We start from the raw sequence: 15,198 nt of genomic DNA, 5'->3' as shown, positions 1-15,198 counted from the left end.
TTATAGTCCTTCCTTTACCAAGGGCAAACTGAGCATAAGCACTTCCAGACAAAGCCTGGGGTTGGCATTTGCCCGCAGCTGACTTTGGGCCTTAAGTATATTATCTATACCCGCACGTATATCCACAAGCCCAAGCCCGCCACAGGCCTGATATAGTATATCTTTATAATCAATATTAGTCATGTTTTGGCCGGCATCAGCCTTAAGTAGCAGCATATCCCGAAAAAGCCCCAGCCACATATCCAGTACCTCTTCAGCCTCTGCCCGGTTTTTACCAAACAGATTTGAAACATCAGCGGCATAATTAAAGCGGTCTTCCTCGTCCTGCCCCAGTACCCGCATAATCTTATCAATCTTAGCTTTACGTTCTTCCAAAATTTCGGGGTTTGAGGCTGCTTCCATAGCCCAGCCCACCCGGCCATAACTCAGGTGAGACAAAAGTTCAGCTTTTTCTTCATCCAAACCTTGCTTAATAAATGCCTCATGGATAAGACCGGTTTCGGCATATTTTAATTCCAAAATCTGGCAACGGGATAAAACCGTGGGCAGCAGGAGTGATTTATCAGCGGTCAGCAAAATAAAGATATTTTGAGAACCCGGCTCTTCCAGCGTTTTCAGAAGGCGGTTTGAAGATTCTACTGACAGCTTTTCAGCCTGATGGATAATAAAAACCTTGTACTTGCCCTCAAACGGGGGCAAACTGGCGGCGTGCTGGATATCCTCTACCTGTTTAACCCCTATTTCGGCCTTAGCTTTGCCGTCAGAGGAATCTTCGGCTGAAAGAAGCTCTATATGGATAACATCCGGAAAGTTTCCGGCCATGATGCGCTCACACACCGGGCATTCCTGACATGGGGGTGAGGCAGCCTGACAATTTAGCGCCTGAGCAAAACTAAGTGCCATCCGTTTCTTACCCACCCCGGACTGGCCGTAAAACACATAGGCGTGGCAAAGCTTGTCCTGATTGAGGCTGTTACAGAGGAAGGAGACTGCCTTGTCCTGACCTATTATCTGCCACATATAAGAAACCCGGCTTAGACCGAATCCAGACGGCTAAGGTCTTCCACAGTTTCGCGCCGCCGTATCAGGCGGTCTTCACCATTTTTCAGCATCACTACAGCCGGGCGCTGATAGCCGTTGTAATTGCTGGACATAGGCAAACAGTAAGCCCCGCAGCAGGGCACTGCCAGTATATCACCTGTCTTGAGGACAGGCAGCTCAATATCGGTTATAAGTATATCACCGGATTCGCAAAACTTGCCTGCTACAGTTACCTTTTGTTTTTCTGAAGACTGGACATTATTTGCCACCACCGCCTCATACTTTGCCTCATACAAAGCCGGGCGGATATTATCACCCATGCCCCCGTCCACCGAGGCATACACCCGGATACCGGGAATATCTTTAATAACCCCCACCGTATACAAGGCCACCCCTGCCTGAGCTATGACAGCCCGCCCCGGTTCAATATTAAGGCTGGGGGGAGTCAGCTTTAAGCTGTGGCACTTGGAGACAATCTTAGCGCCGATAGCCTCCGCATAAACAGATACCTGGGGTGCAGGTTTATCCACTTCGTACTGAACGCCGTAACCGCCGCCGATATCCAGCTCCTCTATGTCAAAACCATAGCGTTCCTGAACCTGAGCGGCAAATTCCAGCACCAAATCTATAGCATCAAGGAAGGGCTGGGTTTCAAATATCTGGGAACCGATATGGAAATGGAAACCGACCAGATTCAGACTGGCCTGCGCCATAGCCAAACCTACCGCTTCGGCTGCCTGAAACAGGGGGAAACCAAATTTGGAATCCAGCTTGCCGGTAGTAATATGGTGATGGGTATGGGCATCTACTCCCGGAGTAAGCCTGAGGAGTATATCCGGAATATGCCCGCTCTCATCCGCCAGTTTTGACAGCAGTTTGATTTCATCAAAGCTGTCTACCACAATCCGCCCGACATGCAGACGGAGCGCCAGCCTTAGTTCATCAGCAGATTTGTTATTTCCATGGAAATAGACCATATCCATAGGGAAACCGGCGCTGCTGGCAATAGACAGCTCTCCGCCGGAAACCACGTCCAGACTCATACCCTCTTCGGCAAGTATCTTCAGCAAGGCCGGATGCAAAAAGGCTTTTGAGGCATAACTCACCGAACTGTCTGCGTAGCGGCGGGAAAACTCCCGTTTAAAGTCACGGCAGTTCTGGCGGATAGTAGCCTCGTCAAAAACGTACAGGGGCGTGCCGTATTTGGCACAAAGCCCGGCAACATCTGCACCGCCGATAACCAGGCGGTTATTTTTTACTTCAGTGTTTTTGGGGAATACCTGTATTCTTGGTTCCATAATTGCTTATCATACCAGTGCTAAAGCAACTGCGTCAATGAAGATTGCCATGTTAATTAAACCTGCCCTCCGTTCAAATTTGCTTTAATTTATTTTATTAGACTAGAATGAAGCATAAAATAATACCCTGGAGTGCCAGATGATAAAAGGTGTTTTCTTTGACCTGTATAATACCCTGATAGGATACCAGCCCAGCCGCGAGGAGATGACGGTTAAGCTGCTTGCCGAACTGGGCTACACGATAAATGAAGATGACCTCTACCTGCCCGTGAACAAGGCTGACGAATATTTTTACCAGCAAAATGCCCAAAAACCTATAAGCCTGAGGGAAAGAGCGGAACAAATGGCGGTTTGGAGCCACTATTACCGGATTATCCTTGAGGAAATTGGTATTGAGCCCAAACCTGAGCTTATAAATAACCTGATTAGCCGCTGGAAAAACCTGAAATGGGAGATGACCCTCTATCAAGATGTAATACCCTGCCTGGAAAACCTGAAAAAGCGCAACCTGAAAATAGGGCTTATTTCAAACGCCGAGAAAGATATGTCCGAACTTTTTAACAAAACCGGATTAAATAAATATCTGGAAACGGTAGTGATTTCTCAGGAGGTGGGCGTAACTAAACCCAATCCCCTTATTTTTCAGGCAGCCCTGAAAAAAAGCGGCCTGACTGCCAAAGAAGTACTATACATAGGTGACCAGTATCAGGTAGATTATATGGGAGCAATGAATGTCGGGCTGAACCCCGTTCTGCTTGACCGGCGTAACTGTTATCTGGATTTGAAAGATTGCCGCAGGATAACCGGGCTGGCTGAGCTGGAGTATTGCATAGACAATACTTAGAGGAGGCGGATATGCTTCTAGGTAGTAGTGCATTTGCCTGCGGAGAGTATATTCCCCGCCGTTACTCCGGTTTGGGCGGCAACATTTCGCCCCCTCTGGAGTGGATGAAGCTGCCGGAAGGCACTAAAAGCCTGACCCTTATACTGGAAGACCCGGACGCCTCCAAAACATTTACCCACTGGCTTATCTACAATATCCCGTCTGACAGGGAGGGGCTGCCCGAAGCTGTTCCCGCTGAGCCCAACCTGCCTGACGGTATCCGCCAGGGTTTAAACAGCGCCGGAGAAACCGGCTATACAGGACCTTATCCCCCGCCCAACCGGGTGCACCACTATCATTTCCGCCTGTTTGCTTTGGATACAGTGCTGCGGCTGAAAGCCGGCAGCCACCAGGCAGACCTTATCAAGGCTATGGAAGGGCATATAATTGACCAGACAGACCTTACCGGCCTGTTTGTAGCCTGAGAAATACCTACTCTACTGTGACGCTTTTAGCCAGATTGCGGGGGGTATCTATGTCACGCCCCAGCTCATAAGCCGCATAAAATGCCAGCAGCTGAAGCACTACTGAAAAGAGTATGGGACTGAACAGCCGGTTGAAGGGCGGAATTTTTATCACCCGGTCTGCCAGCTGTTCAAGCTGGTCGTCTCCGTCTTCACCGATAACAATCAAAGGTGCGCGCCGTACCTTTATTTCCCGCAGCCCAGTCAACATGGCTTCATAGGTTTGGTCACGGCTAACCAACGCCAGCACCGGCGTTTCCGGAGAAAGCAGGGCAAACGGCCCGTGTTTCAGTTCCCCGGCAGCATAGCCCTCCGCATGGATATACGAAATCTCCTTTAGCTTCAAAGCACCCTCCAGGGCAATAGGATAGTTAATCCCCCGGCCTATAAAAAAGGCACTTTTAGCTTTGGCTACTTCTATAGCCGCATCTTTAATATTCTGGTGGCTGCCCAGTATTTTCTGGACAGCACCGGGTAAAAGCCGCATAGTGCTTAAATAATCCTGATAACGCGGGCTGGCAGCAGAAGCACAGGCAAAACACAAAGCGTACAGGACTACCAGCTGGGCAATAAAACTCTTGGTAGCTGCTACCCCTATTTCCGGCCCAGCCTGAGTATATATAACATGGTCTGCCAGACGGGCAGCCGTACTGCCGGCTACATTTGTTATGGCCACTATCATACAACCGGCTTGCTTTAAACGGCGCATGGCCCGCAAAATGTCTGCGGTTTCGCCAGACTGGCTAAGCACCACGGCCAGTTTGCAGGGCGGTAAATGCTGCATATAGTTGAACTCTGAAGCCACCTCCAGACGGACGGGTATATTCAGATGTTCCTCTACCAAATAGCGGCCGGTCAGAGCCGCATGGTATGAACTGCCGCAGGCTAGAAACAGTATGCCGGTCTTACGGCCCTGCTCCAGCAGCGGGGATTTATAAAAAGACTCCGTCAGGGGCATATTTATCAGGGTATTTTGAATAACCTGCGGCTGTTCGTGTATTTCTTTAAGCATATAGTGGCTGTAGCCGCCCTTCTGGGCTTCATCCGGCGTCCAGTTTATCTTCTCTACACGGGGAATAATATATTCGCCATTCCGGTTTATTTTCAGGCTGTCCGGGCTGATAACGGCAATATCCCCCTCTTCCGGATATATAACCCGGTTGGTATATCCTAAAATAGCAGGCACATCTGAAGCTACCAGATACTCACTGTCCCCCACCCCGATAACCAGCGGACTGTCCTTCCGCACCGCTACCAGGGTATTATCCCCGGAACGCATCACCACCAGAGCATAAGAGCCATCTATCTCCTTCACTGCCTGACGGACGGCTTCTTCTAGGTTTCCTTTATCGTACTCCTCTATCAAATGGGCAATAAGCTCGGTGTCCGTATCTGAAACAACCTTGTGGCCATTAGCCTCAAGCCGTTTGCGGAGTTGGGCATAGTTATTTATTACCCCGTTATGCACCAGGCTGATTTTGCCGGTGCAGTCTATGTGGGGGTGGGCATTTATCCGGGTTGGTTCACCGCAGGTAGCCCAGCGGGTATGCCCCAGACCGGCTGTACCCTCAAACCGGGGGGCATTTTGAAGTATGTTACGGACTTTGCCTGCATCTTTAAAAACCTGCACCTCAGGCGTGTTTACGGCTATGCCGCAGGAATCATACCCGCGGTACTCCAGACGGCACAAACAATCATATAAAACAGCCTGTGCCTGGCGTTTACCGGTGTAACCCACTATACCGCACATTCTAGACCACCAGACTGCCGTCAGGTATACTGCCCGACAGGGTTTTTAAAGGGGCTATACGGCTGGAATTTCCCACCACCGTACCGCCCTGAAGAACTGCACCGTTCCCCACCATACAGTCTTCACCCATCATAGTACCTACTTTTATTTTATGTAATTCATCATTTATGCGGGTTTCCACCTCGGCGGAAGGGGCGCTGAACTGGCCGCGAATCACACAGCCCCGGTCTATAACCGAATCTTCAATAACCGAAGCCACCCCGATACTGTTACCGCTGTAAATAAGGCTGTTTTTTATCTGGCAGAAAGGGGCGACAGTGACATTGTCTGCAATACTGGTGGACGGGTAAATACAGACACTCGGCCCGATATCACAACCCTCACCGATTATCACCGGGCCTGTAATATATGAATTGGAGCGGATAACCGTATTTTTGCCGATAAGCACCGGCCCTTTCATCACCACGCCGCTTTCAATAGTACCGGCTACGCCCGGCTTGAGTGTATCTGAGACAACTGCATTAAGTGAGAGCATATCCCACGGGTAGACTATATCCAGCCAGACACCCCGGCTTTCTGCTACCCGTATATCCAGCCCGTCTTTAATCATGGACTGCAAGACCATCGGGATATCCAGATGCTCAGCAATATAGTCAAACACCCGGGTTGAAAAGGAGTAAATGCCGGTATTTATCAAATTGCTCTTAGCTATACTGGGTTTTTCCTCTATAGAGGTCAAACGCCTGCCCGAAGAGCTTACCACCCCGTACCGCCTGGGGTCTTCACCGTTTATAGCTTTTACCATAACAGCCTGGGGCGGCTCTTTTACAAAATCACCTATGGTTGCCGGACTAATAAGCTGGTCTCCGTTTAATACCAGAAAATCCCCTCTGATTTTGTCTCTGGTTTGCTTAAGGGCATGGGCTGTACCCAGCTGGTTTGGCTGACTGACATAGGTTATCTCTACCCCCAGATGCCCGCCATCTCCGAAATAATCAAAGATACGCTCACGTTTATAACCCACTACCAGAATAATATCCCGGATACCGTTTCGGGCAAGGGATTCAATAACGTACTCAAGCAGTGGCTTACCCGCAATAGACAACATAACCTTTGACTTGCTTGAGGTAAAAGGCCTAAGACGCTGTCCTTCACCGGCCGCCAGTATAACTGCCTGTTTCATATTTCACTCCCCGCCTTAGCCGATGTATGAGTTCGGTTCAATAACACCGCTCACAACCGCACCGGGCCCTATACGGCTGCCTGCGCCTATAAGGACGCCCGGATTAAGGCTTACGTTAATACCGGTCTCAACCCCATCCCCCAAGACCGCACCCAGCTTGCGGCGGCGGGTATTGACACCCCCGGCTGTAATATCCGCGCCGTCAAAACGCAGGTTTGCCAGCTTGGTTCCGGCCCCCAGATTGCAGTTTTGCCCGATAACACTATCCCCCACATAATTCAGGTGAGGTATTTTGGTATTATCCATAATAATAGAGTTTTTTATCTCAACCGAAGCCCCAACCCGGCAGTTATCCCCTATGGAGGTAGCCGGACGGATATAACAATTCGGGCCTATGTCACAGTTTTTGCCTATTATCACCGGCCCTTCCAGATACGCCCCCGAACGAACACGGCTGCCTTCGCCTATTTCCACCGCCCCCCTGATAACCGCATTTTCCTCTACCTGGCCGCAAATACGTTGGCTAAGGCTTTTAAGCATGGAGGCATTCAGGTCAAGCAAATCCCACGGGTAGCTGACGTCCTGCCAGTAAGTAAGCGGGCGGTAACCCACCGCCAGGCCGCTGTCAATAAGCATCTGGATAGATGCGGTTATTTCATATTCGCCCCTAAGTGACAGCGGGGTATTGTTTATGGCGGCAAATATACGTGGGGTAAAGAAATACAAACCGGCATTTGCCAGATTGGTGGGGGGATTTGCGGATTTTTCATGGATACGTTTTACCCGGCTGCCGTCTGTTTCAAGCACCCCCAGGCGGCGTGGGTCTGATGCTTCAAAAACACCCAGTGTAGTTTCGGAAGATGCCGCCAGAGCGGCGATATCAGCTGATTTTGCCAGTATATCCCCGTTCATAACCAGAAAATCAGCCTGCAGCTGCTTTTCAAGCTGCTTTAAGGCGTGGGCGGTACCCAGCTGACGGGTCTGCTGGCAATAGCTGATTTTCAACCCCCACCTGGCACCGTCTGCAAAATACGAACGCACCTGTTCATCACGGTAACCCACCACCAGTATAAACTCCGTGATACCGGCAGCGCTGACCTCCAGTAAGAGGTGCTCCAAAATAGGCTTGCCCGCAATGGGCAGCATAACCTTGGGGCGGGTAAATGTAAGCGGACGCATGCGGCTGCCTTCGCCCGCTGCCAATATGACTGCCTTCATTTTATTTCTCCCGGGAAAGACAGCTCTTCAGGCACTTAAGCCCGGTTTGGTAAATAGTCTCACAGTACTCCGGTGTTCTGGCTTCGGCCGTCAGGCGGATTTTAGGCTCTGTACCCGAAGGGCGGATAAGCAGCCAGCCATCTTTCAGGTTTAATTTTATACCGTCCAGCAGGCTGGAGGAAAGAGGATTCAGGCACTGGAGTGATTCCTCAACCAGGGCCAGATTCAAACCGCTGCCTTCCACACTGCCTCTCTTCATGGAATATTCCGGTATATCCGAAATAAGTTCTGAAAGGGGCTGGTGAGAAACCAGGTTTAGTAGTCTGGCAGCGGCATAAATACCGTCAGGGCAAAGAGAGCTTTCGGGAAAGACCCAGGCACCGCAGGGCTCACCCCCGAAGTTACCCTGCCGTTTAAGTTCCTCGGAAACATAGTTGTCACCCACAGCCGTACGGATAACCTTAAACCCCATCTCGTCTACTGCCATAGAAGCATCCAGAGTGGTAACCACCTTGTCTGCCCTGGCAGCTCTGGCAAAAAGCACCAGCATCTTGTCACCCGAAATAAAGTTTCCGTGCTTATCCACCGCTACCATCCGGTCGGCATCACCGTCATGGGCAATACCCAAATCAGCATCGCTTTCTTTGACGGTCTGTATCAGCCCGCTAAGATTTTCAGCCAGCGGTTCAGGCGGGTGAGGGAAAAAGCCGTGGGTAGTATCATTCAGGGAAATCACCCGGCTGCCCATACGCTGAAGCAGCCAAGGGGTTATAACGGATGCCGCCCCGCCGCCGCAATCCACCACCACCTTAAGACGGCATTTGTCCGGCAAATAACCAAGTATATGCTCCATATGTTTTTCAACAGTAGAGGGAAAGGCATTTATCTGGCCGAAACTATCCCACTTCATGGGGTGGGCACGGCTTGATTCAACATCTTTGGTTATTTCCTGCTGCTGCAGGTAACTGAAGGCTGAGCCGTCAGGATTAAGAAACTTGATACCGTTGTATTCAGCCGTGTTGTGTGAAGCGGTTACCATCAGACCGGCATCAAAATCCCGGACCATAAAGGCCAAGGTAGGCGTAGGCACCAATCCTATATCAACTACATCTGCCCCGGCGGAAACCAGCGCCCCGCTGAGTATGCGTTTGATAGCCGGGGTTGAAGTGCGGCTGTCACCCGCCAAAACCACTCTCCGGTAGCGTTTTCCTACTGAAAACCCTACCTTCAGAGCTATTTCCATTAAACGCTCATCTACCAAACGGCGGATGCCGGAAGTTCCGAATAATCCCATACGGCTAAATCCTAGCCCTTTTACCCATCATTAGTCAATGCCCGCCCGGCTATTAAGGCTGAAAACTGAACAATAAATTGACAAGCCAACTGCCCCAGTTTAAACTTAAGTTAGAATACTCTCTAAAGGTGACCACCTTGACTGAACTCAGAAATATTGCCCATGAACTTTCCCAACAGCTTTACCACTACCGGGCAGACTATCTGGAAATCCACCTGGAAGAAAGCTCCGGCAGCTATATCTCTTACCGGGGGCAAAACCTGGATACTGCCGGACGCAGCAGTGACCTGGGCGGCAATATCCGGGCGCTGGTAAATGGCGGCTGGGGTTTTGTCAGCTTTAACAGTCTGGATGATATCCAGAAGCGGATAGATCAGGCAATCCATCAGGCTGCCCTGGCCGGTTCTGCCCAGAGCCAGTTTGCGTCTGCCCCTTCGGTTACATACGCCCAGCCGGATGAACTGTCTCAAAGCTCGGTGGAACGCCCGCTTGAAGATAAAAAACGGGTGCTGGACGAATATAAAGACCTTATCTGGCAAACCAAAGGCATAAAAACATCGTTTATCCGCTTTTCAGACGGCTACCGCCGCCGCTTTTACGTAAACTCCCGCGGCAGTGTCATAGAGCAGTCACGCGCAGATATAAATTTCAACGCCACTGCCATTGCTTCGGCAGACGGCGAACTCCAGCAGTCCAATATCTCGGTAGGCAGCCGCGGAGATTACAATGCCATAACCAGGCTGCACTCCCAGATAAAAGACATGACCGAACATGCCGTAAAACTGCTCACCGCCCCCAAAGTCAAAGGCGGCGAATATACCGTAATACTTGACCCCATACTGGCGGGGGTATTTGTCCACGAAGCCTTCGGCCATTTGTCCGAAGCAGACCATATATATGAAAACCCCCAGATGCGGGAAGTAATGGTGCTGGGCAAAAAATTCGGCCCGAAAATACTGAATATTGTGGACAACCCCACCATGCCGGACCTCCGGGGCAGCTATAAATACGATGACGAAGGGGTAGCCGCCACTAAAAATTACCTTATCCGTGAGGGTAAGCTCAGCGGCCGCCTTCACTCACGTGAAACTGCCGCCAAAATGAATGAGCCACTTTCCGGCAATGCCAGAGCCATATCATACCGCTATGCCCCCATTGTACGTATGAGTAATACCTATATAGAGCCCGGCACTTCCACTCTGGAAGAAATGCTGGACGGGGTAAAAGAAGGTATTTATGTAAAGAACTGGTACGGCGGAACTACCAGCATGGAAATGTTTACCTTCTCCTCCGGAGAAGCATACATGATAAGGGACGGCAAGATAGCCGAAGCCCTGCGCCTGGTGGTTCTGTCCGGAAATGTATTTGATACCCTGCATAATATAGATATGATAGGCAATGATTTGGATATGAACCAGGGCGGCGGCTGCGGCAAGGGCGGCCAGTCTCCCCTGCCGGTTTCCAACGGCTCACCCCATATCCGTATTCAGAAATGCCTGGTAGGTGGTGCCTGATATGCTTGAAAAAATAATTGAGCAAGCTAAAAAAGTGGCTGAACAAGCCGAATGTTTTATGGTGGAATCTGAATCCGCCCCCATTCATTTCGAAGCTAATCATCTGAAAAATATTGAGTCCAAGCAGAGCCTTAGCCTGGCTTTGCGGATTATCAAAGACGGCAAAATAGGTTATGCCGCCAGCTCCAACCCGGCCAACTGGCCGAAACTGGCGGATATGGCTCTTGAAACAGCCGCTTATGGTCAGACGGCCCGTTTCCAGTTCCCGGCCACCCAAACCTGCCCTGAGGTCAAAATATTTGACCCTGAAGTAGAGACGGTAAGTCTGGAGGAGATGGTAAAGCTGGGCAAAGATATGATAACCGGGCTGCTTGAAATAAACCCTGAATTGGTCTGCAGTGCCAGCCTTGCTAAAAGTACCTTCAGGATACGCCTGCTGAATACCAGCGGGGCTGATATCAGCTATAAAAAAAGCCATTTTTCCATGGGGCTGGAAGGCACGCTGGTACGGGGCACGGATATGCTTTTTGTAGGTGACGGGCTTAGCTCCTGCCGCCCTATCCGCTCCGGCAGCGAAGTAGTAAATCTGGTTGGCAAACAGCTTGAACGTGCCAGCCGGAATGTAAATCTGCAAAGCGGGGAAATGCCGGTTATTTTCACCCCCCACGGGGTAGGTAGCACCATTATCCCGGCCCTGTCTGCCGCACTTAACGGCAAGCTGGTACAGGAAAAAGCATCTCCGCTGGCCGGCAAACTGGGGGAGCAGATGTTTGACCCTGCCTTTAGTCTGGTTGATGACCCTACCCAGAGTTTCAGCCCGAATTCACGCCCTTTTGATGATGAAGGCACGGCCAGCCAGATAACCCCCATGGTGGAAAGCGGAGTTATTAAAAACTTTATTTATGACCTCCGCACCGCCGCTTTGGCCAAAGCCAAAAGCACCGGAAACGCCGAAAGGCATGGCGGACAGCCTGCGCCCGGTTTCAGCGCCCTGATGATAAAGCCCGGCACGGTTTCTTTTGAAGAAATGGTTTCAGGTATAAAAGAAGGCCTGATAGTGGAATTTATGATGGGGGCGGAACAGGGAAATGTGCTGGGCGGAGATTTCTCCGGCAACGTCCTGCTGGGCTACAAGATAGAAAACGGTCAGATTGCCGGAAGGGTAAAAGACACCATGCTTTCCGGGAATATATATAATGCACTTAAAACCATAAACGCCATTGGCAGTGACGGACGCTGGCTGGACGGTGAGCTTTTCAGCCCGTCCATATATTTCCCGAAGCTGTCTGTAGCTGCCAAATAAGAGAGACAGATATATGGACAAAAAATACAAGCTTAATTCCAGGCCCAAATTAAAGTCTCCCTGCCTGCTTGCCGCCTGGCCGGGCATAAGCAATGTCGCCCTTATTGTGGCTACCTATCTGGCACGCAAACTGGAGTTTAAGGAGCTGGCCGAAATAGATTCCCCCAGTTTTTTTGACCCTATCGGCGTACTGGTCAAAGACGGGGTAGTGGAAGAACCCCAGTTTCCCCAAAACCGCTTTTATTACCTGAAAAACAAACAGGATAACGATATTATCTTATTCATAGGGGAAGACCAACCTTCTGCCAAAAGCTACGAACTGGCTAACCTTATTCTGGACGTGGGGCAGCGTTTCGGCGTTAAAAAGATATATACCTTTGCCGCCGCCCTGACCCGTATTCACCACAGCGAACAGCCGCGGGCATGGGCAGTGGGTACCAACCCCCAGGTAGCCAATGAACTGGTAGAACGGGGGCTGAGCGGCAGCGGCAACCTCCAGATTTCCGGCCTGAACGGCCTGCTGCTGGGGGTAGCCAAAGAACGCAATATAGACGGGGTCTGCCTGCTGGGCGAAGTACCCAGCTACGCTTCCCGTCTCCAAAACCCCATGGCAGCCCTGGTAATTGTTCAGATTTTGTCTAAACTGCTCCAGCTGGAAGTGGACATAAGCGAACTGGAACAAATAGCCTCTGAGGCCAAGCAGCATGTATCCCAGATTGCAGCCGAAGCCATGGAGGATTATATAGATTACTTTACCGAACCTATCTGGGAAAGCGGTGAAGACGACGATGATGACCTTGATAATGATGACGATGATGACAACGAGGAAGCGAGTAACAACTGATGAGTCAGGAAAATACCGAAATAACCGAAATTTTTGACAGGCTGGCAGACGAAAGCACCGGCCTTAAGCACACAGATTTAGCCCTGCTGTCTGACCTCAACAGCCAGGAAATAGCCGCTTTCAAGGATTTCTGGATACGTCTTAGCCCCGAAAGACGGCTGGATATAGTCAGCCGCCTGGGTGAGCTGGCCGAAGATGATGTGTCACTTGATTTTGAAAGTATTTTTCTGCGCACTATGCATGACCCCAACCCGGAAGTGCGCGCCAAATCCATTGACGGCCTTTGGGAATGTAACCGCCCCTCACTTATTGACCAGCTGCTGTCTTTAGCCAATGAAGACCCGTCTATAGAAGTCCGCATAGCCGCAACCGCCACTCTGGGGCGTTACAGCCTTATGGGTGAATTCGGCCAGCTGCCGGAAAAAACCAGCCAACTGCTGCAAACCAGTCTGCTGGCCATTTTCCAAAATACCGAACTGCCGCTGGAACTGAGACGCAGGGCGCTGGAATCAGTTTCACCTTTCGGTCAGCCGCAGGTAACCATGGCTATCTCCCAGGCTTACAACTGCCCCGAGCATCTGCTGAGAATAGGTGCCGTTTATTCTATGGGGCAGAATGCCGGCAGCCAGTGGGAATCGGTAATAACCTCTGAACTGAACAGTGATAATAATGACCTCCGCTATGAAGCCGCTGTAGCCGCCGGAGAACTGGGCATGGAAAGTTTCGTACCTAAACTTATCTCCCTGATTGAGGACTCTGACATGGAAGTCCAGCTGGCATCAATCCAGGCACTGGCCAAGATAGGCGGCAAAAATGCCAAAAAGGGGCTGACAGAAAGTCTGGAGCATACCACAAGCCAGGCTGTCCGCGAGATGATAACCACCGCTCTGGCAGATATAGAAGCAGAGGAATCCGCTTCCGGCCTGCCGGCCATTAAACCGGAAGAATAAGGCTGTGATATACACTCAGGGAAAGCTGACCCGGCTGAGAGACAAGCGTCTGGAAGATGCCTCGCTGGATTATGTCTGGCAAACTGACCCGGAGCTAAGCCGCCTGGATGCGGCCGAGCCTCTGACGATACCCTTCAGAACCTTTCTGGGGGAATATTTATTCGTGCTGGAAAATTCTTTAGCCCTGCGGGTGCAATTCGGCATTGAAACCCTGAAGGGGGAATACATTGGTTACTGTGCCTGCTACAATCTGGACAGCGCTGCCGCCGAAGCAGAAGTAGGCATAATGATAGGGCAAAAAGAGTACTGGGGGAAGGGTTACGGCAGTGATGCCCTGAGGCAGATGATTGACTATGCATTTAAAGGGCTTAAGCTGAAAAGACTCCACCTAAAAACCCTGCATGACAATAGCCGTGCCCAGTTATGCTTTAAAAAATGCGGCTTCAAACCTTTCGCAGAAAAGGAATCAGGCCAGTACCGGTTTTTACTTATGGAACTTTTAAAAGCAGACTGGCTGAAAAACAAAGACATGCTGGCTGAAGACTGCCAGCCTAATAAAGTATAACAGCCGCCGCCGTTACCGTTTTATCACCGGCGGTATCTTCCGCCCAGAGTTTCAGGCTCAGACTTTTGCTTTCAGGTGTATCTGCCTTTGAGGATACTATACCTTTCAGAACCAGGTTTTCACCCAAAGGCATCATCTTTTTATAACTGACAGACAGTTTGGCAAGCCTGCCGGAGGGGCAGGCAAAACGGGAGGCCAGACTGCCAAGCATAGCCCCCACCAGTTGCCCCGGCACTACCACCCCGCCTAAGCCCTTTTTCAAAGCTATGTCTTTATCATAATGAATGGGGTTATAGTCCCCCGAAGCCCCCGCCCAAATAACCAGGTCACGGCTGCTAAAGGCAAGCATCTGGCAGGCTATTTCCTGCCCTTCGGTTATGTTTTCAAAAACACTGGTCATGCCGAATATATTATAGCCAGCTGGCAAACCCTGGCCAGCAGCTCCCCTTTGTTATTTGATACCTGCATTTCAAAATTAAGAAATGACGAAAGCCCCATTTTGCCCGGACGTTCCCTTAAACTTAGCAAGCTGGTTTCCACCACCACTTCCTGCCCTATTTCAAGGGGTTTTAGGCTTTCCAGCTCACTTGAGCCATGAAGAACGGTAATATTATCCGCCGAGATAGCTTCCAGCATCTGCCCGAAACCCAGAGTAAGTGCCAGTGAGGGAGGTGCCTCAGTTTGCCAGTTATTCATATCATCCCCAACAGCCCGGCAAAAACGCTCAACCATACCCCGCTCAATCACCAGCTTAAGAGGCGGTAACCTCAAGCCGGGGTTAGCCCGTAAATCTTCCAGAGTATATTTTATGTCTTGCATTCGGCCAAGCTTATAATACAACCTTGCATTTTGTCAAAATAATGGCTGCCTTATGTTATAATAGGCCATTAT

General features: G+C 50.5%; 15 protein-coding genes. 7 read left to right on the top strand and 8 right to left on the bottom strand.

What is annotated here, in order from left to right:
• Entirely contained in the window at positions 1-1,020 is a 1,020-nt protein-coding gene (locus DET_RS02860; RefSeq protein WP_010936312.1) for an ATP-binding protein, read from the bottom strand.
• Positions 1,021-1,034: 14 nt separating this feature from the next.
• Positions 1,035-2,339 carry a diaminopimelate decarboxylase gene (lysA, locus tag DET_RS02855; protein WP_010936311.1) on the bottom strand — a complete coding sequence of 435 codons (1,305 nt, stop codon included), beginning with the start codon at positions 2,337-2,339 and terminating at the stop codon, positions 1,035-1,037.
• Between the two features lie 139 nt (positions 2,340-2,478).
• Between lysA and DET_RS02850 the strand changes: the two genes are divergently transcribed.
• Together DET_RS02850 and DET_RS02845 are read left to right on the top strand one after the other, a co-directional pair.
• The gene (locus DET_RS02850) at positions 2,479-3,183 is read left to right on the top strand and encodes an HAD family hydrolase (RefSeq protein ID WP_010936310.1); all 705 of its coding nucleotides are present in this window, start codon (positions 2,479-2,481) and stop codon (positions 3,181-3,183) included.
• Positions 3,184-3,194: 11 nt separating this feature from the next.
• Positions 3,195-3,647: a YbhB/YbcL family Raf kinase inhibitor-like protein gene (locus tag DET_RS02845; protein WP_010936309.1), complete on the top strand. Its 453-nt coding sequence runs from the start codon at positions 3,195-3,197 to the stop codon at positions 3,645-3,647.
• A gap of 7 nt (positions 3,648-3,654) precedes the next feature.
• Here the strand turns inward: DET_RS02845 and glmS are convergent, their stop codons facing one another.
• Genes glmS through glmM form a run of 4 tightly spaced genes read right to left on the bottom strand, consistent with a single transcriptional unit; the run spans position 3,655 to position 9,131 of the window.
• Positions 3,655-5,436, bottom strand: coding sequence for a glutamine--fructose-6-phosphate transaminase (isomerizing) (glmS, locus tag DET_RS02840; protein WP_010936308.1), 1,782 nt, complete (start codon positions 5,434-5,436; stop codon positions 3,655-3,657).
• A gap of 1 nt (position 5,437) precedes the next feature.
• Positions 5,438-6,619 carry a bifunctional sugar-1-phosphate nucleotidylyltransferase/acetyltransferase gene (gene glmU / locus DET_RS02835; protein ID WP_010936307.1) on the bottom strand — a complete coding sequence of 394 codons (1,182 nt, stop codon included), beginning with the start codon at positions 6,617-6,619 and terminating at the stop codon, positions 5,438-5,440.
• A gap of 15 nt (positions 6,620-6,634) precedes the next feature.
• Complete coding sequence (gene glmU, locus DET_RS02830; protein WP_010936306.1) at positions 6,635-7,837, bottom strand: bifunctional sugar-1-phosphate nucleotidylyltransferase/acetyltransferase; 1,203 nt, start codon at positions 7,835-7,837, stop codon at positions 6,635-6,637.
• Between the two features lies 1 nt (position 7,838).
• A complete protein-coding gene (gene glmM, locus DET_RS02825; protein WP_010936305.1) occupies positions 7,839-9,131 on the bottom strand; it encodes a phosphoglucosamine mutase in 1,293 nt (430 codons plus the stop codon).
• A gap of 137 nt (positions 9,132-9,268) precedes the next feature.
• On the opposite strand from glmM, the gene DET_RS02820 reads away from it, so the two are divergent.
• From DET_RS02820 to DET_RS02800, 5 genes are read left to right on the top strand one after another with little or no spacing between them, the layout of a single operon-like run.
• Complete coding sequence (locus tag DET_RS02820) at positions 9,269-10,645, top strand: TldD/PmbA family protein (RefSeq protein ID WP_010936304.1); 1,377 nt, start codon at positions 9,269-9,271, stop codon at positions 10,643-10,645.
• Position 10,646: 1 nt separating this feature from the next.
• Positions 10,647-11,948, top strand: coding sequence for a TldD/PmbA family protein (locus DET_RS02815; protein WP_010936303.1), 1,302 nt, complete (start codon positions 10,647-10,649; stop codon positions 11,946-11,948).
• Positions 11,949-11,961: 13 nt separating this feature from the next.
• Positions 11,962-12,792, top strand: coding sequence for a PAC2 family protein (locus DET_RS02810; protein WP_010936302.1), 831 nt, complete (start codon positions 11,962-11,964; stop codon positions 12,790-12,792).
• Complete coding sequence (locus DET_RS02805) at positions 12,792-13,742, top strand: HEAT repeat domain-containing protein (protein ID WP_010936301.1); 951 nt, start codon at positions 12,792-12,794, stop codon at positions 13,740-13,742. Before DET_RS02810 ends, DET_RS02805 begins: the two co-directional genes overlap by 1 nt.
• A 4-nt stretch (positions 13,743-13,746) precedes the next feature.
• The gene (locus tag DET_RS02800) at positions 13,747-14,307 is read left to right on the top strand and encodes a GNAT family N-acetyltransferase (RefSeq protein WP_010936300.1); all 561 of its coding nucleotides are present in this window, start codon (positions 13,747-13,749) and stop codon (positions 14,305-14,307) included.
• Here the strand turns inward: DET_RS02800 and DET_RS02795 are convergent.
• Together DET_RS02795 and DET_RS02785 are read right to left on the bottom strand one after the other, a co-directional pair.
• Positions 14,294-14,734, bottom strand: coding sequence for a MaoC/PaaZ C-terminal domain-containing protein (locus tag DET_RS02795; RefSeq protein WP_234943835.1), 441 nt, complete (start codon positions 14,732-14,734; stop codon positions 14,294-14,296). The genes DET_RS02800 and DET_RS02795 overlap by 14 nt on opposite strands.
• Positions 14,704-15,126, bottom strand: coding sequence for an FAS1-like dehydratase domain-containing protein (locus DET_RS02785; RefSeq protein WP_041223337.1), 423 nt, complete (start codon positions 15,124-15,126; stop codon positions 14,704-14,706). The genes DET_RS02795 and DET_RS02785 overlap by 31 nt, the downstream gene beginning before the upstream one ends.
• Between the last annotated feature and the right edge of the window lie 72 nt (positions 15,127-15,198).

The sequence above is a fragment of the Dehalococcoides mccartyi 195 genome (assembly GCF_000011905.1).
In the GTDB taxonomy this organism is placed as follows: Bacteria; Chloroflexota; Dehalococcoidia; order Dehalococcoidales; family Dehalococcoidaceae; genus Dehalococcoides; species Dehalococcoides mccartyi.
Note: the sequence above shows the minus strand (reverse complement) of the source record. Positions and strands in the feature narration are given on the sequence as shown.

Bases quoted from the DNA above. Each gene is read 5' to 3' on its own strand.
- DET_RS02860 (WP_010936312.1), bottom strand. From the start codon at position 1,020: ATGTGGCAGATAATAGGTCAGGACAAGGCAGTCTCCTTCCTCTGTAAC.
- lysA (WP_010936311.1), bottom strand. From the start codon at position 2,339: ATGGAACCAAGAATACAGGTATTCCCCAAAAACACTGAAGTAAAAAAT.
- DET_RS02850 (WP_010936310.1), top strand. From the start codon at position 2,479: ATGATAAAAGGTGTTTTCTTTGACCTGTATAATACCCTGATAGGATAC.
- DET_RS02845 (WP_010936309.1), top strand. From the start codon at position 3,195: ATGCTTCTAGGTAGTAGTGCATTTGCCTGCGGAGAGTATATTCCCCGC.
- glmS (WP_010936308.1), bottom strand. From the start codon at position 5,436: ATGTGCGGTATAGTGGGTTACACCGGTAAACGCCAGGCACAGGCTGTT.
- glmU (WP_010936307.1), bottom strand. From the start codon at position 6,619: ATGAAACAGGCAGTTATACTGGCGGCCGGTGAAGGACAGCGTCTTAGG.
- glmU (WP_010936306.1), bottom strand. From the start codon at position 7,837: ATGAAGGCAGTCATATTGGCAGCGGGCGAAGGCAGCCGCATGCGTCCG.
- glmM (WP_010936305.1), bottom strand. From the start codon at position 9,131: ATGGGATTATTCGGAACTTCCGGCATCCGCCGTTTGGTAGATGAGCGT.
- DET_RS02815 (WP_010936303.1), top strand. From the start codon at position 10,647: ATGCTTGAAAAAATAATTGAGCAAGCTAAAAAAGTGGCTGAACAAGCC.
- DET_RS02810 (WP_010936302.1), top strand. From the start codon at position 11,962: ATGGACAAAAAATACAAGCTTAATTCCAGGCCCAAATTAAAGTCTCCC.
- DET_RS02805 (WP_010936301.1), top strand. From the start codon at position 12,792: ATGAGTCAGGAAAATACCGAAATAACCGAAATTTTTGACAGGCTGGCA.
- DET_RS02785 (WP_041223337.1), bottom strand. From the start codon at position 15,126: ATGCAAGACATAAAATATACTCTGGAAGATTTACGGGCTAACCCCGGC.